The sequence below is a fragment of the Rhodovulum sulfidophilum DSM 1374 genome, assembly GCF_001633165.1.
In the GTDB taxonomy this organism is placed as follows: domain Bacteria; phylum Pseudomonadota; class Alphaproteobacteria; order Rhodobacterales; family Rhodobacteraceae; genus Rhodovulum; species Rhodovulum sulfidophilum.
In genome coordinates, this window is record NZ_CP015418.1 from 3,978,183 (window position 1) to 4,002,214 (window position 24,032).

Genomic DNA, 24,032 nt, shown 5'->3' on the forward strand with positions numbered 1-24,032 from the left:
GAAAGCCTCAGACCTGCTCCAGAAACTCGATCCGGTTGCCGAAGGGATCGTCGACATAGAACCGCCGCATGCCCGGCAAAGCCCCGTCCCATCGCGGCGCCAGCCCGGCACGCTCCAGCCGGTCGGCCAGCGCGCCGAGACCGCGCACCTCCAGCGCGGGATGCGCCTTGCGCGCTGCGGCAAAGGGCGTTTCCACCCCCAGATGCAGCCGCAGCTCGCCGCGCCGGAACCAGACCCCGCCGCGGGCCGCCAGCGCTTCGGGCTTTTCCTCCTCCTCAAGCCCGAGCAGCCCGCCGTAAAAGGCCCGCGCCTCGTCTTCGCCGCCTTCGGGCATCGCCAGCTGAACGTGATGCAGCGCGTGCGGATACATGTCGCCCCCCGGTCCCTCTCTGCTCCCGACACCCCCCAGCATAGGGTCGCGGCCCGGCCCCTGCCAAGCCGCAACGCCGCGAAGACCTGCACCGCCTGCACATTTTCCGGGCAGATCCCGCTCTGCTGCCCCATCTTCGCGCGGTTTTTCTTGCCAAGAGCCGCGCCGCCCGCTCTCCTGACCGACGGTCCCGCAAAGGGCCGCCCCTTCTACGCCGCATCGAGGGGGCCTGGCCCGGGGATAACGGCAAGAACCCAGTATGGCGGCGGAATCATGGCATGGATATCGCCTTTCTTCTCAACGGAGAAAGCGTGGCTCTGACGGGTGTTACGCCGACCGCGACGCTGCTCGACTGGCTGCGCGAGACCCGCGGTCTCACCGGCACCAAGGAGGCCTGCCGCGAGGGCGATTGCGGCGCCTGCACGGTGATGGTCACCGATGCCGAGGGCAGCCGCGCGCTCAATGCCTGCATCCTCTTCCTGCCGCAGATCCACGGCAAGGCGATCCGCACCGTCGAGGGTCTGGCAGCACCCGATGGCCGGCTGCATCCGGTTCAGCAGGCGCTGATCGACCATCACGCCAGCCAATGCGGCTTCTGCACCCCCGGTTTCGCGGTCTCGATGGCCACCGCCCAGCAGACCGGCGACACCGATCTCGAAGCCGCGCTCGCGGGCAATCTCTGCCGTTGCACCGGCTATGCCCCGATCCTGCGCGCGGCCGAGGCCGCCCGAGACGCCCCCGTTCCCGACTGGATCGGGGAAGATGCCAACTTCTTCTTGGCCGAATTACCCTCGGGGGGGGCCGATCCACAGGATCGGCGGGGGGCGGACAGCCCCCCCGCCTTCCGCCCGACCACAGCCGACTCGCTCGCCGCCTGGTATGAAACCCATCCGGACGCCACGCTGATCGCCGGCGCGACCGATATCGGCCTCTGGGTCACCAAGGGCCTGCAGGACCTGGGCCAAGTGGCCTTCCTGTCCGGCTGCGAGGATCTGACCCGGATCGAGGTCACCGAAACCGAAATCCGCCTCGGGGCGGGTGTCACCATCGCCCGGCTGCGCGAGATGATGCGCGCGCAGCATCCGCATTTCGCGCGGATGCTGACCCGGTTCGGCTCGGCCCAGGTGCGCGCCGCCGCGACGCTGGGCGGCAATATCGCCAACGGCTCGCCCATCGGCGACAGCCCGCCCGCGCTGATCGCGCTGGGCGCCACCCTGCATCTGCGCCAGGGCGCGCGCCGCCGCAGCCTCCCGCTCGAGGATTTCTTCCTCGACTATCGCAAGCAGGACCGCGCGCCCGGCGAATTCGTCGAGGCCGTGACCATCCCGCGCCAGCCCGACAACCTGCGCTGCTACAAGCTGTCGAAACGCCGCGATCAGGACATCTCTGCCGTGCTGGGCTGTTTCAACCTGACCGTCCGCGCGGGCCGGGTCGAGACCGCGCGCATCGCCTTCGGCGGCATGGCCGGCATCCCCAAGCGCGCCCGCGCGGTCGAGGCCGCCCTGACCGGGCAGCCCTTCGCGCAAGCAACGATCGAGGCCGCCCTGCCCGCCTTCGCGTCCGATTTCCAGCCGATGTCCGACATGCGCGCCTCGGCCGGGTACCGCCTGCGCGCCGCGGAAAACATGCTGTGGCGGCTCTGGCACGAAAGCCGGAACGACCCCACCGATATCGATGAGCTTGCCCCATGAGCGTGACCCGTCCCCTGCCCCATGACGCCGCGCGCCTGCATGTGACCGGCGCCGCGCGCTATCTCGACGACATCCCGGCCCCGGCGAACACCCTGCACCTCGCCTTCGGCCTGTCGCGGATCGCCCATGGCCGGATCCTCGCGATGGATCTCTCTGCGGTCCGCGCCGCCCCCGGCGTGGTGGCGGTGCTGGGTCCGGACGATCTCGACCCGATGCCCGACTGCTCGCCCTCGGCCCATGACGAGCCGCTGCTGGCCCCCGGAGAGATCAGCTATTGCGGCCAGCCGCTTTTCCTGGTGATCGCCGAAAGCCACCTCGCGGCCCGCAAGGCCGCGCGGCTGGCCGAGATCCGCCATGAGGAATGGCCCGCGATCCTGACCATCGATCAGGCGCTGGCCGCGAACAGCCGTTTCGAGGACGGGCCGCAGATCTGGAAACGGGGCGACGCGGCCACGGCCATCGCGGGTGCTGCCCACCGGGTCGAGGGCGCGATCGAGATCGGCGGGCAGGAGCATTTCTACCTTGAAGGCCAGGCCGCGCTGGCCCTGCCGCAGGAAGGCGGCGACATGGTCCTGCATGCCTCGACCCAGCACCCCTCAGAGATCCAGCACAAGGTCGCCGACGCGCTGGGCCTGCCGATGCATGCGGTCCGGGTCGAGGTGCGGCGGATGGGCGGCGCCTTCGGCGGCAAGGAGAGCCAGGGCAATGCGCTGGCCATCGCCTGTGCGCTGGCCGCGCGCGCGACGGGGCGCCCCTGCCGGATGCGCTATGATCGCGACGACGACATGGTCATCACCGGCAAGCGCCATGATTTCCGCATCCGCTACCGGGCCGGAGCCGATGGCGAGGGCCGCCTGACCGGGGTCGAGTTCGTGCAATATGCCCGCTGCGGCTGGGCCCGGGACCTGAGCCTGCCGGTCGCCGACCGGGCGATGCTGCATGCCGACAATGCCTATTTCCTGCCGGCGGTTCGGATCGAAAGCCACCGGCTGAAGACCCATACCCAGTCCGCGACCGCCTTTCGCGGCTTCGGCGGGCCGCAGGGGATGGTCGGCATCGAGCGGGTGATGGACCATATCGCCCATGCGCTTGGCCGGGATCCGCTGGAGATCCGCCGGCTCAACTATTATGACAGCGCCGCCGAAGCGGGGGGGCTGTCCGCCCCCCGCCGATCCTCTGGATCGGCTCCCCCCGAGGGTATTTCGGCCAAGAAGAAGACGCCGTTCGGGATGGAGGTCGAGGATTTCATCCTGCACGAGATGACCGAAACGCTGGTCCGAAACGCCGATTATGCCGCGCGCCGGAACGCGGTGGCCGAGTGGAACGCGCGGCATGCAATGCTGAAGAAGGGGATTGCGCTCACGCCCGTGAAATTCGGGATTTCCTTCACGCTGACCCATCTGAACCAGGCCGGAGCGCTGGTGCATGTCTATCAGGACGGGTCGGTGCAGGTGAACCATGGCGGCACCGAGATGGGCCAGGGGCTGTATCAGAAGGTGGCGCAGGTCGCGGCCCATGCTTTCGGGCTGCCGATGGCGGCGGTGAAGATCACCGCGACCGATACCGGCAAGGTGCCCAACACCTCGGCCACCGCCGCCTCCTCGGGCAGCGATCTGAACGGGATGGCCGTCAAGGCTGCCTGCGACGAGATCCGCGGCCGGATCGCCGCGCATCTGGCGGCCACCCGCCAGACCGATCCGGCGCAGGTCCGGTTCGTGGGCGGCAGGGTGTTTGCGGGCGGCGACGAGATGAGCTTTGCCGAGGCCGCGCAGCACGCCTATCAGGCCAGGGTGAGTCTGAGTGCGACCGGCTTCTACCGCACGCCGAAGCTGAGCTGGGACCGGATCGCGGGACGGGGGCGGCCGTTTCTCTATTTCGCCTATGGCGCCGCGGTGAGCGAGGTCGTGCTAGACACCCTGACCGGCGAGAACCGGATCCTCAGGACCGATATCCTGCACGATGCCGGAACCAGCCTGAACCCCGCGCTCGACATCGGCCAGATCGAGGGCGGTTTCGTGCAGGGCGCCGGATGGCTGACCATGGAGGAACTGGTCTGGGACGCCAAGGGGCGGCTGTCGACCCATGCGCCCTCGACCTACAAGATCCCGGCTGTGGGCGACCGGCCGCAGGTCTTCAATGTGGCGCTCTGGGACGGCGCGAACCGGGAAGAGACGATCCACCGTTCGAAGGCAGTGGGCGAGCCGCCCTTCATGCTGGGCATCTCGGTGCTGATGGCGCTTTCGGATGCAGTCGCGGCCTGCGGGCCGGGCTATCCGGCGCTCGACGCGCCCGCGACGCCCGAGCGCCTGCTGAGGGCCATCGACCGGGTCCGGGCATGAGCCTCGACAGGAACGCCCTTGCGCAGGCGGTCCGCGCCCGGGGCCGCGTCGCGCGGGTGGCCGTGGCCGAGACCCGCGGCTCGACGCCCCGCGAGGCCGGAGCATCGATGCTGGTCTGGGCCGACGGCCAGCAGGGGACCATCGGCGGCGGCACGCTGGAATACGAGGCTTCGGCCGATGCCCGGCGGCTGCTGGCCAGCGGCGGCACGCGGGTTGCGCGGATCGCGCTCGGCCCGGGCCTCGGGCAATGCTGCGGCGGCGCGGTCCTGCTGGTGACGGAGACCTTCGTTCCCGGAGATCTGGCCGGGCTGCCCGGGGATGCCCATGCCCGGCGGGTCGAGGGCCATGCCGCGATGCCCCTCTCGATCCGCCGCGCGCTGACCGAGACGCGGAGCGGCCTCGGCCCGCCGCCGGTCCTGCTGCGAGAGGGCTGGTTTCTCGAACCCGTCGCGCCACCTGCCCGCCCGCTCTGGATCTGGGGCGCGGGCCATATCGGCCGGGCCCTGACGACGGTACTTGCCCCGCTGCCCGGGATCGGGATCACCTGGATCGACACCGCCGCCCAGCGCTTTCCCTCCGACCTGCCCGAGGGCGTGCTGCCGCGGATCGCCCCCGACCCCGCCGCCCTGGTGCCGCAGGCCCCCGCCAACGCGCATCATCTTGTACTGACCCATTCGCATGCGCTCGATTTCGCGCTCTGCCATGCGCTGCTTGGCCATGGTTTCGCCTCGGCGGGCCTGATCGGATCGGACAGCAAATGGGCGCGGTTCCGGACCCGGCTGGGACAACTCGGACACAGCCCTGCCGGAATCGCGCGCATCTGCTGCCCGATTGGGCAGAAGTCCCTGGGGAAACATCCTCAAGCCATTGCGATTGGCGTCGCGGCCGCGTTACTAAGCGAGGGCGTCGAAGGGATCGCAGCGAGGGACATCGCCGGGTGACAGCGCTATTGACAGTCGAGGGCCTGAGCAAGGCCTATCCCGGCGTGGTCGCCAATGACCAGGTCGGCTTTGCCATCGACGAGGGCGAGGTGCATGCGCTTCTCGGCGAGAACGGTGCCGGAAAATCCACACTGGTCAAGATGATCTACGGGCTGGTGCAGCCCGATTCCGGGCGGATGACCCTGCGTGGCGCGCCCTATGCGCCCTCCGAGCCCAGCGCCGCCCGCCGCGCCGGCGTGGCCATGGTGTTCCAGCATTTCTCGCTGTTCGACGCGCTGAGCGTGGCCGAGAACATCACGCTGGGGATGGAGACGCCGCCGCCGATGCGCCGGCTGGCAGACCAGATCCGCGAGGTCAGCGAAACCTATGGCCTGCCGCTGAAACCCGACCGGCTGGTGGGCGACCTTTCGGCCGGAGAACGGCAGCGGGTCGAGATCATCCGCTGTCTGCTGCAGGACCCGCGGCTCCTGATCATGGATGAGCCGACCAGCGTGCTGACGCCGCAGGAGGTCGAGATCCTGTTCGCCACGCTGCGGAAGCTGGCCGCCGAGGGCACCTCGATTCTCTACATCTCGCACAAGCTGGAAGAGATCCGCTCGCTCTGCGACCGGGCGACGATCCTGCGGCTGGGCCGGGTGGTCGAAAGCTGCAACCCGCGCGAGAAAAGCGCCGCCGAGCTGGCCGAGATGATGGTGGGCGCCAAGCTTGCCACCCCGGCCCGCGCTGGCGGCACGCCGGGGGCGGCGGTGCTGGAGGTAAGGGCGCTCAGCCTGCCCTCGCCGAGCCCGTTCGCGACCAGCCTGCGCGATATCTCCTTCACCGTCCGGGCGGGAGAGATCCTCGGCATCGGTGGCGTCGCGGGCAACGGCCAGGACGAGTTGCTCGACGCGCTGTCGGGCGAGGCCCCGGTCGGGCCCGACACCGTCCTGCTGCATGGCCAGCCGATCGGCGCGCTGGGGCCGAGCCTGAGGCGCCGGATCGCGGTTCTGGCCGCCCCCGAAGAGCGTCTGGGGCATGCCGCGGCGCCCGACATGAGCCTGACCGAGAATGCGATGCTGACCGCCGCGATCCGGCAGGGCCTGGCCAGCCGGGGCTTTCTGAAATGGCCGGCCGCCCGCGCCTTCGCGGAGCGGGTGATCGAGACCTTCGACGTTCGCACCCCCGGGCCGCAAAACGCCGCACGCTCGCTTTCGGGCGGCAACCTGCAGAAATTCGTCATCGGCCGCGAGGTGCTGCAGCGCCCCGAGGTGCTGGTCGTGAACCAGCCGACCTGGGGCGTCGACGCCTCGGCCGCCGCCGCGATCCGGCAGTCGCTGCTGGATCTGGCCGCTTCGGGAACCGCGGTGATCGTGATCAGTCAGGATCTCGACGAGCTGATGGAAATATCAGACCGCTTCACCGCGCTGAACGAGGGCCGGATGTCGGCACCGCGCCCGGCGCGGGGCCTCAGCCTCGAAGAGATCGGCCTGATGATGGGCGGCGCCCATGGCATGGAGGTGGCCCATGTGGCCGAGTGAGGAGACAGCCCCTTGATCAGGCTGGAAAAACGGCCTTCGCCGTCGCGCGTCTGGACGGTCGCGACCCCGGTTCTGGCGGTGGCGCTGACCATGGTCGCGGGCGGCATCCTGTTCGCCATGCTGGGCAAGGACCCGGTCGCGGCGATCCGCACCATTTTCTGGGATCCGCTCTTCAACGCGCAATTCGCCAGCTATTCGCGGCCGCAGCTTCTGGTCAAGGCCGGACCGCTGATCCTGATCGCGACCGGGCTCAGCCTCGGCTTTCGCGCGGGCATCTGGAATATCGGCGCCGAGGGCCAGTACATCATCGGCGCGCTCTGTGGCGCGGGCGTGGCGCTGGCGCTCTATCCCCTTGACTCCTTTATCGTCTTTCCCCTGATGGTGCTGGCCGGCGGGCTGGGCGGCTGGGCCTGGGCGATGATCCCGGCACTGCTGAAGACCCGGTTCCGAACCAATGAGATCCTGGTCTCGCTGCTCCTGGTCTATGTCGCCGAACAGATCCTGGCGGCGATGGCGCTCGGGCTGATGCGCAATCCCGAGGGCGGCGGCTTTCCCGGCAGCCGCAACCTGCAGCAATATCCCGCCGCCGCGAATACCGAGCTGATCGCCGGCACCGGCATGCATTGGGGCGTGGTTACGGCCTTCATCGCGGTGATCGCGGCCTATGTGCTGTTGAACCGGCACATGCTGGGCTTCCAGATCCGGCTGACCGGCCAGTCGCCGCGCGCGGCCCGCTTTGCCGGGGTCAACCCGAACCGGCTGGTGGTGATCTGCCTTGGCGCCTCGGGCGCGCTGGCCGGGCTTGCCGGGCTGTTCGAGGTCTCGGGGCCCGCCGGGCAGGTCAGTATCGACTTCAACCAGGGCTATGGCTTTACCGCCATCATCGTCGCCTTTCTGGGGCGGCTGCATCCGGTCGGCATCCTGCTGGCCGGGCTGCTGATGGCGCTGACCTATATCGGCGGCGAACTTGCACAATTCACGCTTGGCGTCCCGGCTGCGGCGATCCAGGCCTTTCAGGGCATGCTGCTTTTCTTCCTGCTGGGGGTCGATGTCTTGTCCAATTACCGCATCCGGCTCGGCCGGCGGGGAGTCGCGTGATGGATCTCTCGGCAATCAATCCGGTCGTGCTGATCGCCTCGCTGATGGTGGCGGCAACGCCGATCCTGCTGGCGGCCATCGGCGAGCTGGTGGTCGAGAAGGCGGGCGTGCTGAATCTCGGGGTCGAGGGCATGATGATCACCGGGGCGATCTGCGGCTTTGCCGCCGCGGTCGAAACCGGAAGCCCCGCTTTGGGCTTTCTCGCCGCGATGCTGGGCGCGGCGCTGCTGTCGCTGGTCTTCGGGCTTCTGACCCAGGTGCTGATGTCGAACCAGGTCGCGACCGGGCTGGCCCTGACGCTGTTCGGGCTCGGCCTCTCGGCGCTGATCGGGCAGCGCTATGTCGGCCTCAAGCCGCCCGCGACCGCGCGGCTCGATCTCGGCCCGCTCTCCGATATTCCGGTGCTGGGCCGCATCCTCTTCTCGCATGATGCCGTGGTCTATCTGAGCCTTGCCCTGGTGGCCGCCGTCTGGGCCTTTCTGCGCTTCACCCGGGCCGGGCTGATCCTGCGCGCGGTCGGCGAAAACCATGACGCGGCCCATGCGCTCGGCTACAAGGTCGTGCGCATCCGGCTGGCCGCCATTGCCTTCGGCGGCGCCTGCGCCGGGCTCGGCGGCGCCTATCTCAGCCTCGTGCGGGTGCCGCAATGGACCGAGGGGATGACCGCAGGCGCGGGCTGGATCGCGCTGGCGATCGTGGTCTTCGCCTCCTGGCGGCCGACCCGGGTGCTACTCGGGGCCTATCTCTTCGGCGGCGTCGCCGTACTGCAGCTGAACCTGCAGGCGGCGGGCGTGGCCGTGCCGGTCGAGCTCTTGTCCGCTTCGCCCTATCTGGTAACGATTCTGGTTCTGGTCATCATGTCGGCCGATCGCGGCCGCGCGGCCCTGAACGCTCCGGCGTCGCTCGGCCGGGTCTTCCACGCCTCGACCTGAGGCCGCCCAACCACCGGGGGCCGACCGAGGCCCGCAACAACAACATCGGGAGTATCCATCCATGAAACTCAACGCGATCCTGGCCGGCGCCGCGCTTGCCCTCGGGCTGGCCGGTGCGGCCCAGGCCGAGGACAAGACCAAGATCGGCTTCGTCTTCGTCGGTCCGATCGGCGATGGCGGCTGGACCTACGAGCATAACCAGGGCCGCCTGGCGGTCGAGCGCGAGTTCGGCGACAAGATCGAGACCGTCTATCAGGAAAGCGTGCCCGAAGGCGCAGATGCCGAGCGCGTGCTGACCCAGATGGCGCTGTCGGGCGCCAAGCTGATCTTCACCACCTCCTTCGGCTATATGGACCCGACCATCAACGTCGCCCGGAAATTCCCGGAGGTGAAGTTCGAACATGCCACCGGCTACAAGCGCGCCGAGAATGTCGGCACCTATTCGGCCCGCTTCTACGAAGGCCGTGCCGTGCAGGGGCTGATCGCCGGCCGCATGACCGAATCGAACATCGTCGGCTATATCGCCTCCTATCCGATCCCCGAGGTCGTGCGCGGCATCAACGCGGCCTATCTGCATGCCAAGAAGGTCAATCCCGACGTCCAGTTCAAGGTGATCTGGGCCTATACTTGGTTCGATCCGGCCAAGGAGGCCGATGCCGCAACCGCCCTGATCGAACAGGGGGCCGATGTGATCCTGCAGCATACCGACTCGACCGCGCCGCAGGCCGCCGCCGAGAAGGCGGGCAATGTCATCACCTTCGGCCAGGCCTCGGACATGTCCGAATATGCGCCCTCGCCGCGGGTTTCCTCGATCATCGACAACTGGGCCCCCTATTACATCGAGCGCATCCAGGCCGTGCTGGACGGCACCTGGGAAAGCGACGACACTTGGGACGGCATCGGCCCGGGCATGGTCAAGATCGGCGAGATCTCGAGCGCGGTGCCCGAGGACGTCAAGGCCGAGGCGCTGGCCCTCAAGGCCGCGCTGGCCAGCGGCGACTATCACCCCTTCACCGGGCCGTTGAACAAGCAGGACGGATCGCCCTGGCTGGCCGAAGGCGAGGTTGCCGATGACGCCACCCTGCTCGGCATGAATTTCTTCGTCGAGGGCCTGACGGGCGAGATCCCGCAATAACCCCGAAAGCCGACGTAACCGCCAGGACAGGGCCCGCTTATGCGGGCCCTGTGTCGTTTCGACCAGGGCCTGCGGCCACGCGGAAATCCGCAAAAGGCCCACTTCGCCCGCCGACGGCGAGGCAGGGTGTTTTCATGGCATGGACGAATCTGCTATGTTACGTAACGTTATCCAGCGCGGGAAAAGTCCTCCGGCATGTGCTGCTGGGCCGGTTCTGGGGCGCTACGACCATTGGCTCGGATCCCTTGAGGCGACCGGTTTCTGAGGTGGTCAGGCCTCCTGCGGCGCCGGTCTTCGAAATATCCGCCCCGAACAGCCCGGCTTGGCTATTCGGTGAGGGCGCCAGCGAACGGACGGCACCCGGTCAAAGACCGAACGGGGTCCGGTCAGATGCACACGCCGTCGTCAGAGCGGCCTGCGGCAGGGGATTCCCTCTGCCCTGCGCTTGTGCTTATCTCACATCATGGAAACGGATTTCATCGTCATCGGCGGCGGCATCGCCGGGGTCTCGGTCGGAGCGCGGCTGTCGCATCTGGGCCGGGTTACGCTTTTCGAAGCCGAGAAGGCCCTGGGCTGCCACGCCTCGGGCCGCTCGGCCGCGCTGTTCGACGAATGCCTGGGCGCGCCCGAAATCGTGACGCTGAACCGCGCCGGGCGTGCCTATCACGAGACAGCCAATGGCGGCGTGCTGACGCCCCGGGACCTGATGGTGATCGCCCGCGCCGAAGACCGCGCCGCCTTCGAGCGGGATTGCCGTCACATGGCGCTTGCGCAGATATCCCCCGCCGAGGCCCGGGCGCGGGTGCCGATCCTGGCGCCGGGGCCGCTCGCCTTTGCCGGGCTCACCGACCGCGCCTGGGATATCGATACCGACCGGCTGCTGCAGAACTTCGCCCGCGAGATCCGCGCCCAGGGCAGCCGCATCGAGACCGGCCGTCGGGTCACCGCCATCGCCCGGGTCGCAACCGGCTGGCAGGTCCGGACCGGAGACGACATCGCCGAGGGCCGGATCCTGGTGAATGCCGCCGGCGCCTGGGCCGACGAGATTGCCCGGCTGGCCGGGCTGACACCGCTGGGCCTCACCCCGATGCGTCGCTCGATGGCACAGCTTCCGGCCCCCGCGGGGCATGACATCCGCACCTGGCCGATGGTGATCGGCGCCGGCGAACGCTGGTATTGCAAGCCCGAAGCGGGCAAGCTTCTGGTCTCGCCCGCCGAAGAGGACCCGATGCCGCCGCATGATGCCTATGCCGATGACATGGTGCTGGCCGAGGGGCTGGATCGCTATCAGGAAATGGTGACCGAACCGGTGACCCGGGTCGAGGCCAACTGGGCCGGCCTGCGCACCTTCGCGCCCGACCGGTTGCTGGTCATCGGGCCCGATCCGCGCGATCAGGACTTCTTCTGGCATGCGGGACAGGGCGGTTTCGGCATCCAGACCTCGCCCGCCGCCAGCGAGCTTGCCGCCGATATCCTCGGCGACCGCGCCTCAGAGCTTCGGCGCAGCCTCGCGCCCGCTTTCAGCCCGGCCCGGTTCGGCTGATGCCGAAGCGGCTGACCCTGCCCGACAGCGCCTCGCTCGCGACGCCGGAGGCAGGCGGGCGGCTCAGCGCGCCCTCGGCCCTGCGCAATGCCGAGGCGATCTGCGCGGCGCTGGAAACCGTGGCGCCCGCCCGTGGCCGCGCCTTGGAACTGGCTTCCGGCACCGGCGAGCATGCGGTCCGCCTGGCCGCGCGACTGCCCGGGCTGGCCTGGCAGCCGACCGAGATCGACCCGCAGCGTCGCGCCTCGATCGACGCCTGGGCGGCCGAAGCGGCCCTGCCGAACCTGCGCCCTGCGCTGGCTCTGGACGCCTGTCAGCCGGGCTGGGCGGCCTCTCATGCCGGGCAGGACCTGATCTTTGCCAGCAACATCCTGCACCTCGTGCCCGATGCGCAGGCCGAGACCCTGATCGCCGAGGCCGCCCGGGCGCTTGCCCCCGGCGGCATGCTGGCGATCTACGGCCCCTTCCTGCGCGACGAGGGCTTTGCCAGCCCGGGCGATGCGGCCTTCCATGCCAGCCTGATCGCCCAGAACCCCGGGATCGGCTACAAGCCGGTGGCCTGGGTCGCGGACCGGGGCAAGGCGGCCGGGCTGCGGCTTGAGGCACAGATTTCCATGCCTGCGAATAACCTGACAATAATTTTCCGTCAGCCCTCTGTGATCGCGCAACGAAATCATTAATTAGGTCAATGTAAATCGCATTTCCGACTCATCTTCGGAGCAGAGGAGACAGACATGGACTGGACCGCAAAACGCGATGGAACCAAGGATCAGCTGCGTCGCCTGAACAAGGCCCTTCCCGACCAGACCAGGGCGTTCGGCGCGCTCGGCAAGGCCGTGAAGGAAGGCGGCGAGCTTGACTTCAAGACCAAGGAATTCATCGCCCTCGGCATCGCGATCACCCAGCGCTGCCAGGCCTGCATCGTGCTGCACATGGAGGCCCTGGTGCGTGTCGGCGCCACCCGCGAAGAGGTCGGCGACGTGCTGGCCATGGCGATCCAGATGGGCGGCGGCCCGGCCATGATGTATGCGGCCGAGGCGATGGAATGCTACGACCATCTGATCGAGGAAAAGGCGCAGGCCGCCGAATAGGCCCGCGCGGGCGGGGCGCCTCCGGGTGCCCTGCCCCTGTTGCAGTTGCCGCAGGCCCCGGATGCGACTACCTCTTGGACACCGCGAACCAAGGAGTCCTCCGATGCGCCGCCCCACCCTTTCCGTCCTTGCCCTGTCGGGCTTCGCTCTTGCCCTCGCCGCAGGGGCCGCGAGCGCGGACACCCAGCGCGCGCCCATTCTCTACGAGAAATGGGATGCCGACCGCAGCGGCACGATCAGCCGCTTCGAATTGCAGTCCCAGGCCCCCCGGATCTTCGCCGAGTTCGACACCAATGGCGACCGCCATCTCGACGCCGCCGAAGCCGCCGGGTTCGACCGGGCCCGCGGCCCGCTGGCCTATTTCCGCGGCCAGGAGGCCGAGGAGCGCAAGGTCGTGGTCAAGGGCCAGAAGCTGATGCGCAACGACCTCGACGGCAACGACCTGATCGAGCTCGCCGAATTCCGGCTGGCCGCCTATGAGTGGTTCGCGATGCATGACCGCGACGGCGACGGGCGGCTCACCCTCTGGGACGTCTCCGCCCGCTGACCGGCAGCGGTGAAATGGGGCGGTCGGCTCAGCCGTCCGCCCGGATCCGCGCATTCGAGGGATCGTGGGGGCTGTCCCCGACCACCTCGGTGGTCCAGAGCGCATCGAACATCCTGACGCTCAGCCGCGTGCCCGGCACCGCCAGGTCGGGCCGCACATAGCCCATGCCGATGGACTTGCCGAAGGCGACCGAATAGCCGCCCGAGGTCAGCCGCCCGACCCGGGTTTCGCCGTCATAAAGCGCCTCGCGGCCCCAGGGATCGGCATCCTCCGGCCCGTCGATCAGCAGCGTGACGCATTTCGAGCGGATGCCCTTGCCCTCCATCGCCGCCTTGCCGTGGAACTCCTTCGACAGATCGACGAAACGGTCGAGCCCGGCCTCGAGCGGCGTCGCATCGCGCCCGAGTTCGGTGCCGAAGGCGCGATAGCTTTTCTCCTGCCGCAGCCAGTTCTGCGCCCGCGCGCCCACAGGTTTCAGCCCATGCGCGGCGCCTGCCTCCATCAGCCGGTCGAAAAGGTGGTTCTGCATCTCTATCGGGTGATGCAGCTCCCATCCCAGTTCGCCGGTATAGGCCACGCGAAGCGCGTTGACCGGGACCATGCCCAGCTCGATCTGCCGGGCCGATAGCCAGGGGAAGCGCTTGTTCGACAGCGCCGTCGCGGGATCCGCATCGCGGATCAGCCCGGCCAGGATCGCCCGGGCATTGGGCCCCGCCAGCGCGAAGACGCCATGGCGCGTGGTGACATCCTCGACGATCACCGGGCCGAACTCGGCCGCCTTGTCCTCGACCGCCTTCAGCAGGAAATCCTCGTCATAGGCGTGCCAGCCCCCGGCCGAGACCAGATAATAGACATCCTCGGCCTGGCGCACGATGGTGTATTCGGTCCGGACGGTGCCCGCGCAGGTAAGGGCATAGGTCAGGTTGACCCGTCCCACCTTCGGCAGCTTGTTGCAGGTGAACCAGTCGAGGAAGGCCGTCGCGCCGGGACCGCGAACGACATGCTTGGCAAAGGCCGTGGCATCGATCAGCCCGGCCGTCTCGCGGATGGCCTTGGCCTCGGCAAGCGTATACTCCCACCAGCCGCCGCGCCGGAAACTGCGCGCGGCATGGTCGTCGAACCCTTCCGGGGCGAAATAGTTCGGCCGCTCCCAGCCATTCACCTGCCCGAATTGCGCGCCCAGCGCCTTCATCCGGTCATAGCAGGGCGCCGTCCTCAGCGGCCGCGCGGCGGGGCGTTCCTCGTCGGGATGGTGCAGGATATAGACATGCTCATAGGCCTCTTCGTTCTTGGCCACGGCATAATCGGTCGTCATCCACGACCCGTAGCGCCGTGGGTCGAGCGCGCCCATGTCGATCTCGGCCTCGCCCTCGGTCATGAGCTGAGCGAGGTAATACCCGCTGCCCCCCGCGGCGGTGATCCCGAAGGAAAAGCCCTCGGCCAGCCACATGTTCCGAAGCCCCGGCGCCGGCCCCAAAAGCGGGTTGCCATCGGGCGTATAGCAGATCGGGCCGTTGTAATCGTCCTTCAGCCCCACCGTTTCCGAACTGGGCAGACGGTGGATCATCGACATGTATTCCTCCTCGATCCGGTCCAGATCGAGCGGGAACAGATCGGCACGGAAGCTGTCGGGGCAGCCATAGGCAAAGCGCGCGGGCGCGTTCCGCTCATAGGGACCGAGGATCCAGCCGCCGCGTTCCTCGCGCACATACCATTTGGCATCGGCATCGCGCAGGACCGGATGTTCCGGGTTGCCGGCCTTGCGCCATTCGACCAGTGCCGGGTCGGGTTCGGTGACGATATACTGGTGCTCGACCGGGATCGCCGGGATCTTCAGCCCCAGAAGCCGCGCCGTCCGTTGGGCATGGTTGCCGGTGGCGGTGACGACATGTTCGGCGGTGACGACGGTCTGTTCCTCGGTCGGCACGAGGTTACCGCCCTTCTCCGCCATCTTCGTGAGGGTCACACGCCATTCCGACCCGGTCCATTGATAGCCGTCGACCTGCCATTTGCGCTCGATCGTGGCGCCGAACTGGCGGGCGCCCTTGGCCATGGCCTGGGTCACGTCGGCGGGGTTGATGTAGCCGTCGGTGGGATGGAAGATCGCCCCCACCAGATCCTCGGTCCGCATCAGCGGCCAGCGCTCCTTCATCTGGGCGGGCGTGAGCCATTCATAGGGCACGCCGCAGGTCTCGGCCGTGCTGGCATAAAGCCTGTATTCGTCCATCCGGGCCTGGCTCTGGGCCATGCGCAGGTTGCCCACCACGCTGAACCCCGGATTGAGGCCGGTTTCCGCCTCGAGCGTCTTGTAGAACCGGATCGAGTAGTCATGGATATGGGTCGTCGCGAAGGACATGTTGAAATAGGGCAAGAGCCCCGCCGCATGCCAGGTCGAGCCCGAGGTGAGTTCGTCGCGTTCCAGCAGCATCGTGTCCCAGCCCGCCCGGGCGAGATGATACGCGATCGAGGTGCCGACGGCGCCGCCGCCCACCACCAGGGCCTTGACATGGTTCTTCATCGGCCGAGTCTCCCTGCTTGCCGCTCTTTTCTCCAGTTAGGCCGGAAATCGGCCGGAAGGCGGAGGCCTTCCGACCGGAAATGGCACGAAACCGACGCGGGAGCTGCGGCAAATCAGTCGGAGCCGGGACCGAAGTCGTAAAGCGACAAGCCGATCAGCCGCGGTTCGCCCTCGTCGAAGCGATAGGGAACAAGGACATCAAGGCTCAGAACCGGCGCGGGCGGCGCCTCGCCCCTGTAGCCCTGTTCGCGCATCGCGCCGATGATCTCGCCCTCGCGGCGTTTCTCCTCGATAACCAGAACCCGGCCCGTGGGATGTTCCAGCCGACTGGTCGGGAAAGGCGGGAACGCGGTCCAGTCGGGACGGTTCAGCAACAGGTTTCCGGTGAAGTAATGCGGCCCCAGCAGCGGCGGCACATCGGGCACGGCCTCCTCGATGGCCTCTGCCAGCAGATCGACCCGAAGGGAATCGCTGCCCGCGCCGCGCAGGCGCGTGTCGGCGATCGCGGCAAGGATCACCAGGGCCAGGCAGGCCATGCCGCGCAGAAAGTTGCGCCATGCCCGGGCGGATGCCTGCTGGAACAGCGTCATCATCAGCGGCGGCAGGCCGAGAACGAACAGAGGCAACAGCCAGCGGCTACGGAAGAACCCGACATCCGTTGCCACCACCCCCAGCGCCACGAGGCCAAGCCCGATCAGCGCGGCGCGCATCAGAAGCGCCGCTTCGGGATGCGGAACGGGGATCCGACGCATGGCCTTGCCGCCGAAGCCCAGCGCCAGCCCCACGGCCAGAAGCGCCGGGATCAGCTCGGCCAGGGTCGCCTTGGCCACGTGGCGCAGCCCGTCGGGCCACATCGCGACCACCTGCTCTGCCCCGCTGCCGCTTCGGAATTCCCAGGTATCTGAAAAGGTCGCCAGCGGCTCGGCCAGCATGGCGGCATAGGGGACGGCCACGACCCCCAGCGCCAGCGCCGCAGACAGCCAGATCCGCCGGTCGAGGATCGCCGCGCGGTAGGTCGCGGTGGACAGCGCCGCCAGGATCAGCGCGGGCGGCACCATCCAGTAATTTGGCTTGGCAAGCCCCCCGAGCCCGACCGCCAGCCCGAGAAGCAGATAGCGCGAAAGCCCCGGCCGCCTGACAAGCGCAAGGAAGGCCGCCACCGTCAGCGCCGTCATGGCCGCCAGCGCGATGCTGTGCGAGCCGGTCCGCTGCGCCCACCAGGCAAGGTTCGGGATCAGGCCGAGGGCAAGCGCGCCCACCATGGCCGGACGATCCCCGGCAAGCTTGCGAAGGGCGAGGAACATCGTCGCATAGGTCGCGAACAGCATCAGGTTCTTGGCCAGCACCAGCCCCAGCGTGTTCACCCCGAACAGATCGAAGAAGACCGTCTGGTACCAGTTGTAAAGCGGCGGCTGCGATCCGGAGGTGAAATGCCAGTCCCGGGCAAGGACGACCATCTCGGCCTCGTCCCCCTCGAAGCTGCCGCCCAGCGCGACGCGCAAACCAACCTGGGCCGCGAAATAGGCGGCAAGCGTCAGCAGGAACAGGAAAGCCGGGCGCGACGCGGTTGCCTCGGTCATGGCTGCGCGACGGGTCTCGCGAGGACGTAGCGGAACGGCATGTCCTCGTCGGAATGCATATATGGCAGTGTGAAATCCCCCTCGGAGAGAATGTCGAACCGCGCGGAAGCCGGCCACCCCGCGCGCACCAGCCCGACCTCGAAGCTGGGCGGCACGGTCTCGCGCAGCAGGAACAGAACCGTCTCGCCCTCGAAGCGTCGCGCGGCGAAGGGCAGATAGGGCGCGACAGGGCGCTGGGGCTCGCGCGCCGCAAGGTTCCCGGCGGTGTAGAATTCGGCGATGACGGGCAGGCCCTCGCTGCCCTCGATGGCGGCAAGCCGCTCGGGCAGAAGGGAAAAGTCGACATCGCGCCGGGCGCCTTCCTTGAAGCGGTCATAGGTCAGCCCGGTAAGGACCAGCAGCGCGACGAGCCCCAGGAAGGCCACCAGCCCGACCCGTCCGCCGCGCCCGAGCCGCGGCGCCAGACCGGCGAAAACCCCGAGGACCGACAGGAAGGCCAGCGGCAGCAGCCAGCGCGCGGTGAGCGTCCCGGCCTGGGCCAGCCAGACACCGACAGCCGTCAGCAGGGTCGCGACGATCGCGGCCCGCAGCAGAAGCGCCGCGACCGGCCCCGGACCGACCGGCTTGCCCCGGCTCCGTCCGAACAGCCAGAGCCCGGCCGCCACGATCAGCGCCAGCCCCAGCAGCGCCAGCAGCCCCTCGGGCAGACGCAGCAGGCCCGCGGGCAACATCTGCCGGACCGGCTCGGCCTCGAGCTGCAGCTTGCCGACAGAAGAGAAGGCCAGGTCGCGGTTCGCGATCATCCAGCGATAGGGCAAGGCAACGATGGCAGCGGCAATCGCGGGCGCGATCAGGGCCCGGCGGCGCAGGATCTGGGCCCGAAGCGGCGTCAGCGTCAGCCCGGCCAGGACCAGCCCCAGCGGCACGAGGTAGAAATTGTACTTGGCCAGGCCGCCAAGCCCGATGGCGATGCCCAGCAGGGCCCAGGCGATCAGGCGCCCCCCCTTCACCGCCCAAAGAAAGGCGGCAAGGGTCGCGGCCGAGGTCACAAGCAGCATGTTGGAATGGGTCGTGGCCCGCTGCGCCTCCCAAGCGTAATCGGGCAGAAGAAAGAGAGACAGCGCCGCAAGCGCGGCCCCGCTCGCGGGCAGCCAGATCCTCAGCCCCAGGAAGGCCAGAAGCGCGGTCAGCCACAACAGCAGGTTCTTCAACAGGCTCAGCGCCAAGAGCCCACGCCCGAAAAGTTCGAAAAAGCCAAGCTGAAGCCAGTTGTAAAGCGGCAGTTGCGGACCGTAGCCCAGCCGCAGCCCGGGCGTCATCACCAGCATCTCGGCCTCATCCGTCTCATAGGCGCCGCCCAGCACCAGCCGCAGACCGACCTGCGCGGCGAAATAGACCGAGATTGCAAGAAGGAAAATCGCGGTTGCCCGCCGATCGGCCGCTTCGTCCATGGCCATGCGCCTAGAGCATGCTCGGCACGACCAGATCCGGCGGTCGGTGCCCATCGGCGAAGGTCTTGATATTGATGATCACCTTTTCGCCCATCTCGCCGCGCCCCTCGATCGTGGCCGACCCCATATGCGGCAGGAGCACGACATTGGACAATTCGCGGAGCCGCGGGTTGATTTCGTGACCGTGTTCGAAGACATCAAGCCCGGCGCCCGCGATCTCTCCCGCGCGCAACATCCTCGTCAGCGCATTCTCGTCGATCACCTCGCCCCGCGACGTGTTGACGATGACCGCATCCGGCTTCATCAGCTTGAGCCGTCGTGCATTCATCAGATGGAAGGTCGAAGGCGTATGCGGACAATTCACGCTGATCACGTCCATCCGGCTGACCATCTGGTCGAGACTTTCCCAGTAGGTCGCCTCGAATTCCTCCTCGATCTCGGGGCGAAGCCGCTTGCGGTTATGATAATGGATCTGCATGCCGAAAGCGCGGGCACGCCGTGCCACGGCCTGACCGATCCGGCCCATGCCGAGGATCCCGAGCCGCCGGCCGCCGATACGCCCGCCCATGAAGGCCGTCGGCGCCCAGCCGCGCCATTCGCCCGCCTGCATCACATGCAGCCCCTCGGGGATGCGGCGCGTCACCGCCAGCATCAGCGCCATCGTCATGTCCGCGGTGTCTTCGGTCACCACACCGGGCGTGTTCGAGACCAGAATGCCCCGCTGCCGCGCGGTCTGGACATCCAGATGGTCGACCCCGGCACCGAAATTGGCGATCAGCTTGAGCCGGTCACCGGCCTGGGCCAGCATCGCCTGGTCGATCAGGTCGGTCACGCAGGGTACAAGCACATCGGCCCGGCGCATCGCATCGACCAGCGCCTCGCGGCTCATCTTGACATCGGCCTCGTTCAACTCGACATCGAAAAGCTCCTTCATCCGGGTCTCGACCGGCGCGGGCAACCGTCGCGTCACGACCACACTGAGGCGTTGTGCCGGCATCGCTGGGCCTCCCTGCTTTTCAACCCGTTGTGTCAGTGGCAAACTGTCCGAGATCGGGGCGCGGCACAAGACCCCGAAACCAGCTGGCAGGACGTTATGCGGGCAGTACTGCGCAGATGCGCAACATTGGCGATTTTCCTTCTGTTTATAATCGGCTCCTTTCCCTGGGCGGGCCCCGTCCAGGCGACCGAGCGCGGGCGGGTGACCAATTTGCCGCTGCCGCGCTATGTCTCGCTGAAGGCTACCCTGGGCAATGTGCGGCGGGGACCGAGCCTCAGCCACCGGATCGACTGGGTCTATACCCGGCGTGGCGTCCCGCTGCAGATCACGGCGGAATTCGGCCATTGGCGGCAAGTCCGAGACCGCGACGGCGCCGGGGGCTGGATGCATTACTCGTTGCTGTCGGGCGTGCGCACCGTGCTTGTCGATCAGGACATGCTGCCGCTGCTCCGTGCCCCCCGCACCGATTCCGAAGTGCTGGCCAAGGCCGAAATCGGGGTGATCGCGCGGCTGGGCGAATGCACGCCGGACTGGTGCCGGATCGAGGCCGATGGCGGGTCCGGCTGGGTACCCAAGACCGCGATCTGGGGCGTCGATCCCGACGAGATCCGCGAGTGAGCTTGCCCCGGCGGGCAGAGTGCTGATAAGCCGAAGCCCTCAGCTTACCGAGCCTGCTGCCATGCCCGAAACCTCGCGCCTGAACCTCTCTGCCGGGCTTGCCTCTGTCGCGACCGCGATCCTGCTTGTCGCGCTGAAGCTCTGGGCGCTGGGCCAGACCGGGGCGCTGTCGATCGCCGCCTCCCTGGCCGACAGCGCGCTCGATTTGATGGTGTCGCTGGGGGCTCTGGCCGCGATCTTCTATGCCGCGCGTCCGCCCGACGACGACCATGCCTTCGGCCATAGCGCGGCCGAGGATCTTGCCGCGCTGGGACAGGCCGTGTTCATCCTGGCCTCGGCCAGCATCATCGCCTTCGCGGCGATGACAAGGCTTCTGTCCGCCGATCCGGAACCGCTGTCGCAGGAAGGCCCCGGGATCGTCGCAATGGCGCTCTCGATCACGCTGACGGCGCTTCTGGTGCTTTACCAGCGCTGGGTCGCGCGCAAGACCGGCAACCGCGTGGTGGCCGCCGACTCGCTGCATTATCTGGGCGATCTGCTGCCCAATATCGGCGCGATCTTCGCGCTCTGGGCGTCCGCCAATCTGGGTCTGATGCGGATCGACGCCGTGGTCGCGCTGGCCGCGGCAGGCATGCTGGCGGTCGGCGCGCTGGGTATCGGCAAGGGCGCCTGGGACGCGCTGATGGACCGCGCCGCGCCGCCCGAGACCATCGCGCGGATCGAGGCGCTGACGAAGGGCTGCACCGGCGTGCGCGGTTTTCACGACCTCAAGACCCGGCGCTCGGGCCAGCGGCTCTTCGTGAACCTGCATATCGAGCTGGACGGCGCGCAGAGCCTGAACGACGCCCATGACATCGGCGCGCGGCTGAAACATGCGATCCTCGACGAGTTTCCCGGCGCCGATGTGATCATCCATTTCGACCCGGTGCGCTGAACCAGGCCTCAGGTGGCGCCGCAATCCGGACAGCCGGATCGGGGATGAAGCGTGATCATCCGGCTTTCGCCATAGAGCGCGTCATAGATCAGCATCCGTCCGCCAAGCCCCTCGCCCGCGCCGGTGACGGTCTTGATCGCCTCGACCGCCATCATCGCGCCGATGACGCCCGGAAGTGCGCCGATGACCCCCGCCTCGGCGCAGGTCGGCGCCAGTCCGGGTGCCGGAGCCTCTGGAAAGATGCAGCGGTAGCAGGGCGTGCCATGGGCCGGATCGTACAGGCTGATCTGGCCCTCCCATTGGGTGATGGCGCCGGCGATCAGCGGCTTGCCCAGGCGCGCGGCCATCCGGTTGACCAGATAGCGGGTCTCGAGATTGTCGGTGCCGTCGAGGATCAGATCGTAATCGGGAAAGAGCGCCTCGGCCGTGGCCTCGTCGAGCCGGCGCCTGTAGGGGCGCACGGTGACGAAGGGATTCTGTGCCAGAATGGCCTTTTGCGCGGAAAACACCTTGGGCATCCCGAGCCGGGTATCGGTATGGATCACCTGACGCTGCAGGTTCGAAAGATCCACATAATCGTCATCGACGATGCCGATGGTTCCGACCCCGGCCGCCCCCAGATAGAGCAGCGCGGGCGATCCGAGCCCACCTGCCCCGATCACCAGGACCCGCGCATCCTTGAGCTTGCGCTGGCCGGGCCCGCCGATCTCGCGCAGCATGATATGGCGGGCATAGCGGTCAAGCTCGACCGGCTTCAGAGGCCCCTTGGGCGCCATCGGCACCACCTCGCGCGCAACCCGCCGCTTGAGCGCGCCGAGAACGCCGCGATAGGCCACGACCAGCAGCCCGACGACGCCGAGCGCCGCCCAGCCCTCGGGCGTGCCACCGATGGCATGGCGCAGCGCATGGCCCTCGGGCATGACGATCTGCACGATCAGGACGGCCAGATATAGCCCCGCGATCATGCCCCAGCGCAGCTGACGCGACAGCCGCAGGAGCATTCCCACCGACCACAAGACCAGCGCGATTCCGAGAACCAGCCCCATCAGCCGCGCCCCGTCGACCCGAAGCCGCCCGCGCCGCGCAGGGTCTCGTCAAGGTCCTCGACCACCTCGAAGGCGGCCTGCACCACCGGCGCCACGATCATCTGCGCGATCCGGTCGCCATGGCGGATGGTGAAGGGCTCGCCGCCGAAATTCACCAGCAGCACGCCCAGTGGCCCGCGATAGTCGCTGTCGATAGTGCCGGGCGTGTTGGGCAGCGTGATCCCGTGCTTCAGCGCCAGCCCCGAGCGCGGACGGATCTGCACCTCGAACCCGACCGGAAAGGCCATCCGGAACCCGGTGGGCACGATCCGCCGCTCCATCGGCGCGAGGGTCAGCCCCTCGTCCCGGATCTCGGGCGGCAGGTTCGCGCGGATATCGGCCCCGGCCGAGCCGGGGGTCTGGTAGGCGGGCAGCGGCAGATCTCGATCGGCCCAGTCTTCCCACACGATCTCGAGACGCGGGCTCATGTCAGGGCCTCCGCGATCCGGCGCGCAAGCCGGGCGGCCACCTCGTCCTTGGGCAGGCGCGGCCAGGTCTCGACGCCGGCCGCGGTGATCAGCGAGACCTCGTTCTCGGCCCCGCCCATGATGCCGGTCGCGGGCGAGACGTCATTGGCCAGGATCCAGTCGCAGCCCTTTCGCGCGCGCTTGGCCTCGGCATGGGCCTCGACGTCATGGGTTTCGGCGGCAAAGCCCACAACGAGGCGCGGCCGCCCCTCGGCCCGCCCGGCGATGCGGGCCAGGATGTCGGGGTTTTCGGCAAAATCCAGAGCTGGCGCCCGGCCAGAGCCGTCCTTCTTCATCTTGCGATCGGCGGCATTGGCGACATGCCAGTCGGCAACGGCGGCAGCAAAGACGGCCGCATCGGCTGGAAGCGCAGCCTCGACCGCGGCCAGCATCTCGCGCGCTGTCTCGACCCGCACGAGATCGACCCCCGCGGGCGGCGGAACCGAGGCCGGTCCGGTGACGAAGACGACCTTTGCGCCCAGCGCGACCAGCGCCCGGGCCAGCGCCGTGCCCTGCGCCCCCGAGGACCGGTTGGCGATGTAGCGGACCGGATCGATGGGTTCATGGGTCGGGCCCGAGGTCACGACGATGCGGCGTCCGGCAAGCGGCCCGGCGCCCAGAGCCGTCTCGATCGCGGCGAGGATCTCGGGCACCTCGGCCATCCGCCCCGGCCCGTATTCGCCGCAGGCCATGTCGCCCTCGGTCGGCCCGACAAAACGGATACCGTCCGATTGCAGCATCGCCAGATTGCGCCGGGTCGCGGGATGGGTCCACATCCTTACATTCATCGCGGGCGCCAGCAGGACGGCCTTGTCGGTCGCCAGCAGCAGGGTCGAGGCCAGATCGTCGGCCAGTCCGCCCGCCATTTTCGCCATCAGGTTCGCCGTCGCAGGCGCCACCACCACAAGATCAGCCGCGCGCGAGAGCTGAATATGCCCCATCTCGGCCTCGCGGGTCAGATCGAAGAGGTCGCGATGCACCGCCTCGCCAGCCAGAGCCGAGACCGAAAGCGGGGTCACGAAGCCTTCGGCCGCAGCCGTCATCACCGGCGTGACCGCCGCCCCCCGCTCGCGCAGGCGGCGGATCAGATCGAGCGTCTTGTAGGCGGCAATCCCGCCCGCGATGATCAGAAGAATGCGTTTGCCGGAAACCATGCCGCCCGCCCGTCAGCCTCTTGC

Annotated in this window: 21 protein-coding genes; 13 read left to right on the forward strand and 8 right to left on the reverse strand. The window is 68.3% G+C overall.

What is annotated here, in order from left to right; translation table 11 throughout:
* Nucleotides 1-7: 7 nt before the first annotated feature.
* On the reverse strand, nucleotides 8-370 hold the full coding sequence (locus tag A6W98_RS18395; protein ID WP_042464112.1) for a VOC family protein: 363 nt from the start codon (nucleotides 368-370) through the stop codon (nucleotides 8-10).
* 278 nt (nucleotides 371-648) lie between these two features.
* Between A6W98_RS18395 and xdhA the strand changes: the two genes are divergently transcribed.
* The 11 genes from xdhA to A6W98_RS18450 all read left to right on the forward strand — a co-directional run bounded on the left by xdhA (nucleotide 649) and on the right by A6W98_RS18450 (nucleotide 13,204).
* Nucleotides 649-2,061 carry a xanthine dehydrogenase small subunit gene (gene xdhA / locus A6W98_RS18400; RefSeq protein WP_042464114.1) on the forward strand — a complete coding sequence of 471 codons (1,413 nt, stop codon included), beginning with the start codon at nucleotides 649-651 and terminating at the stop codon, nucleotides 2,059-2,061.
* Nucleotides 2,058-4,400, forward strand: a complete 2,343-nt coding sequence (gene xdhB / locus A6W98_RS18405) for a xanthine dehydrogenase molybdopterin binding subunit (RefSeq protein ID WP_042464116.1) — start codon at nucleotides 2,058-2,060, stop codon at nucleotides 4,398-4,400. The genes xdhA and xdhB overlap by 4 nt, the downstream gene beginning before the upstream one ends.
* Entirely contained in the window at nucleotides 4,397-5,341 is a 945-nt protein-coding gene (gene xdhC, locus A6W98_RS18410) for a xanthine dehydrogenase accessory protein XdhC (protein ID WP_042464118.1), read from the forward strand. The genes xdhB and xdhC overlap by 4 nt, the downstream gene beginning before the upstream one ends.
* Complete coding sequence (locus tag A6W98_RS18415; protein WP_042464120.1) at nucleotides 5,338-6,858, forward strand: ABC transporter ATP-binding protein; 1,521 nt, start codon at nucleotides 5,338-5,340, stop codon at nucleotides 6,856-6,858. The genes xdhC and A6W98_RS18415 overlap by 4 nt, the downstream gene beginning before the upstream one ends.
* A 12-nt stretch (nucleotides 6,859-6,870) precedes the next feature.
* Entirely contained in the window at nucleotides 6,871-7,956 is a 1,086-nt protein-coding gene (locus tag A6W98_RS18420; RefSeq protein WP_042464122.1) for an ABC transporter permease, read from the forward strand.
* Entirely contained in the window at nucleotides 7,956-8,888 is a 933-nt protein-coding gene (locus A6W98_RS18425) for an ABC transporter permease (protein ID WP_042464124.1), read from the forward strand. The genes A6W98_RS18420 and A6W98_RS18425 overlap by 1 nt, the downstream gene beginning before the upstream one ends.
* 61 nt (nucleotides 8,889-8,949) lie before the next feature.
* On the forward strand, nucleotides 8,950-10,023 hold the full coding sequence (locus tag A6W98_RS18430; protein WP_042464126.1) for a BMP family ABC transporter substrate-binding protein: 1,074 nt from the start codon (nucleotides 8,950-8,952) through the stop codon (nucleotides 10,021-10,023).
* Between the two features lie 463 nt (nucleotides 10,024-10,486).
* Entirely contained in the window at nucleotides 10,487-11,566 is a 1,080-nt protein-coding gene (locus A6W98_RS18435) for an NAD(P)/FAD-dependent oxidoreductase (RefSeq protein WP_042464128.1), read from the forward strand.
* Entirely contained in the window at nucleotides 11,566-12,246 is a 681-nt protein-coding gene (locus A6W98_RS18440) for a DUF938 domain-containing protein (RefSeq protein ID WP_042464130.1), read from the forward strand. The genes A6W98_RS18435 and A6W98_RS18440 overlap by 1 nt, the downstream gene beginning before the upstream one ends.
* A 54-nt stretch (nucleotides 12,247-12,300) precedes the next feature.
* On the forward strand, nucleotides 12,301-12,657 hold the full coding sequence (locus tag A6W98_RS18445; protein WP_042464132.1) for a carboxymuconolactone decarboxylase family protein: 357 nt from the start codon (nucleotides 12,301-12,303) through the stop codon (nucleotides 12,655-12,657).
* Between the two features lie 103 nt (nucleotides 12,658-12,760).
* The gene (locus tag A6W98_RS18450) at nucleotides 12,761-13,204 is read left to right on the forward strand and encodes an EF-hand domain-containing protein (RefSeq protein ID WP_042464133.1); all 444 of its coding nucleotides are present in this window, start codon (nucleotides 12,761-12,763) and stop codon (nucleotides 13,202-13,204) included.
* A 28-nt stretch (nucleotides 13,205-13,232) separates the two neighbouring features.
* Here the strand turns inward: A6W98_RS18450 and A6W98_RS18455 are convergent, their stop codons facing one another.
* From A6W98_RS18455 to A6W98_RS18470, 4 genes are all read right to left on the reverse strand, one after another.
* Nucleotides 13,233-15,722, reverse strand: a complete 2,490-nt coding sequence (locus A6W98_RS18455; protein WP_042464135.1) for a GcvT family protein — start codon at nucleotides 15,720-15,722, stop codon at nucleotides 13,233-13,235.
* Nucleotides 15,723-15,835: 113 nt separating this feature from the next.
* Entirely contained in the window at nucleotides 15,836-17,302 is a 1,467-nt protein-coding gene (locus tag A6W98_RS18460) for an ArnT family glycosyltransferase (protein WP_042464137.1), read from the reverse strand.
* Nucleotides 17,299-18,753 carry a glycosyltransferase family 39 protein gene (locus tag A6W98_RS18465; RefSeq protein WP_168161842.1) on the reverse strand — a complete coding sequence of 485 codons (1,455 nt, stop codon included), beginning with the start codon at nucleotides 18,751-18,753 and terminating at the stop codon, nucleotides 17,299-17,301. Before A6W98_RS18465 ends, A6W98_RS18460 begins: the two co-directional genes overlap by 4 nt.
* A 10-nt stretch (nucleotides 18,754-18,763) precedes the next feature.
* Nucleotides 18,764-19,750, reverse strand: a complete 987-nt coding sequence (locus tag A6W98_RS18470) for a 2-hydroxyacid dehydrogenase (protein WP_042464141.1) — start codon at nucleotides 19,748-19,750, stop codon at nucleotides 18,764-18,766.
* Between the two features lie 96 nt (nucleotides 19,751-19,846).
* Between A6W98_RS18470 and A6W98_RS18475 the strand changes: the two genes are divergently transcribed.
* Together A6W98_RS18475 and A6W98_RS18480 are read left to right on the forward strand one after the other, a co-directional pair.
* Nucleotides 19,847-20,368 (forward strand): SH3 domain-containing protein, encoded by a 522-nt coding sequence (locus tag A6W98_RS18475; RefSeq protein WP_052678117.1) that lies wholly within the window; start codon nucleotides 19,847-19,849, stop codon nucleotides 20,366-20,368.
* A gap of 61 nt (nucleotides 20,369-20,429) precedes the next feature.
* Entirely contained in the window at nucleotides 20,430-21,302 is an 873-nt protein-coding gene (locus A6W98_RS18480) for a cation diffusion facilitator family transporter (protein WP_042464142.1), read from the forward strand.
* Nucleotides 21,303-21,310: 8 nt separating this feature from the next.
* Here A6W98_RS18480 and A6W98_RS18485 read toward each other — a convergent pair whose 3' ends face one another.
* The 3 genes from A6W98_RS18485 to coaBC are packed head-to-tail and all read right to left on the reverse strand — an operon-like array spanning nucleotide 21,311 to nucleotide 24,008.
* The gene (locus A6W98_RS18485; RefSeq protein WP_042464144.1) at nucleotides 21,311-22,348 is read right to left on the reverse strand and encodes a HesA/MoeB/ThiF family protein; all 1,038 of its coding nucleotides are present in this window, start codon (nucleotides 22,346-22,348) and stop codon (nucleotides 21,311-21,313) included.
* Nucleotides 22,348-22,815: a dUTP diphosphatase gene (gene dut, locus A6W98_RS18490; protein WP_042464147.1), complete on the reverse strand. Its 468-nt coding sequence runs from the start codon at nucleotides 22,813-22,815 to the stop codon at nucleotides 22,348-22,350. The genes A6W98_RS18485 and dut overlap by 1 nt, the downstream gene beginning before the upstream one ends.
* Entirely contained in the window at nucleotides 22,812-24,008 is a 1,197-nt protein-coding gene (gene coaBC, locus A6W98_RS18495) for a bifunctional phosphopantothenoylcysteine decarboxylase/phosphopantothenate--cysteine ligase CoaBC (protein WP_042464149.1), read from the reverse strand. The genes dut and coaBC overlap by 4 nt, the downstream gene beginning before the upstream one ends.
* Between the last annotated feature and the right edge of the window lie 24 nt (nucleotides 24,009-24,032).

Excerpts from the sequence above, each read along its gene's own strand:
- xdhB (WP_042464116.1), top strand. The coding sequence starts at position 2,058 with ATGAGCGTGACCCGTCCCCTGCCCCATGACGCCGCGCGCCTGCATGTG.
- A6W98_RS18450 (WP_042464133.1), top strand. The coding sequence starts at position 12,761 with ATGCGCCGCCCCACCCTTTCCGTCCTTGCCCTGTCGGGCTTCGCTCTT.
- xdhA (WP_042464114.1), top strand. The coding sequence starts at position 649 with ATGGATATCGCCTTTCTTCTCAACGGAGAAAGCGTGGCTCTGACGGGT.
- A6W98_RS18465 (WP_168161842.1), bottom strand. The coding sequence starts at position 18,753 with ATGGACGAAGCGGCCGATCGGCGGGCAACCGCGATTTTCCTTCTTGCA.
- A6W98_RS18475 (WP_052678117.1), top strand. The coding sequence starts at position 19,847 with ATGCGGGCAGTACTGCGCAGATGCGCAACATTGGCGATTTTCCTTCTG.
- A6W98_RS18460 (WP_042464137.1), bottom strand. The coding sequence starts at position 17,302 with ATGACCGAGGCAACCGCGTCGCGCCCGGCTTTCCTGTTCCTGCTGACG.
- coaBC (WP_042464149.1), bottom strand. The coding sequence starts at position 24,008 with ATGGTTTCCGGCAAACGCATTCTTCTGATCATCGCGGGCGGGATTGCC.
- xdhC (WP_042464118.1), top strand. The coding sequence starts at position 4,397 with ATGAGCCTCGACAGGAACGCCCTTGCGCAGGCGGTCCGCGCCCGGGGC.
- dut (WP_042464147.1), bottom strand. The coding sequence starts at position 22,815 with ATGAGCCCGCGTCTCGAGATCGTGTGGGAAGACTGGGCCGATCGAGAT.
- A6W98_RS18470 (WP_042464141.1), bottom strand. The coding sequence starts at position 19,750 with ATGCCGGCACAACGCCTCAGTGTGGTCGTGACGCGACGGTTGCCCGCG.
- A6W98_RS18485 (WP_042464144.1), bottom strand. The coding sequence starts at position 22,348 with ATGGGGCTGGTTCTCGGAATCGCGCTGGTCTTGTGGTCGGTGGGAATG.
- A6W98_RS18455 (WP_042464135.1), bottom strand. The coding sequence starts at position 15,722 with ATGAAGAACCATGTCAAGGCCCTGGTGGTGGGCGGCGGCGCCGTCGGC.
- A6W98_RS18425 (WP_042464124.1), top strand. The coding sequence starts at position 7,956 with ATGGATCTCTCGGCAATCAATCCGGTCGTGCTGATCGCCTCGCTGATG.
- A6W98_RS18430 (WP_042464126.1), top strand. The coding sequence starts at position 8,950 with ATGAAACTCAACGCGATCCTGGCCGGCGCCGCGCTTGCCCTCGGGCTG.
- A6W98_RS18480 (WP_042464142.1), top strand. The coding sequence starts at position 20,430 with ATGCCCGAAACCTCGCGCCTGAACCTCTCTGCCGGGCTTGCCTCTGTC.
- A6W98_RS18435 (WP_042464128.1), top strand. The coding sequence starts at position 10,487 with ATGGAAACGGATTTCATCGTCATCGGCGGCGGCATCGCCGGGGTCTCG.
- A6W98_RS18395 (WP_042464112.1), bottom strand. The coding sequence starts at position 370 with ATGTATCCGCACGCGCTGCATCACGTTCAGCTGGCGATGCCCGAAGGC.
- A6W98_RS18445 (WP_042464132.1), top strand. The coding sequence starts at position 12,301 with ATGGACTGGACCGCAAAACGCGATGGAACCAAGGATCAGCTGCGTCGC.
- A6W98_RS18440 (WP_042464130.1), top strand. The coding sequence starts at position 11,566 with ATGCCGAAGCGGCTGACCCTGCCCGACAGCGCCTCGCTCGCGACGCCG.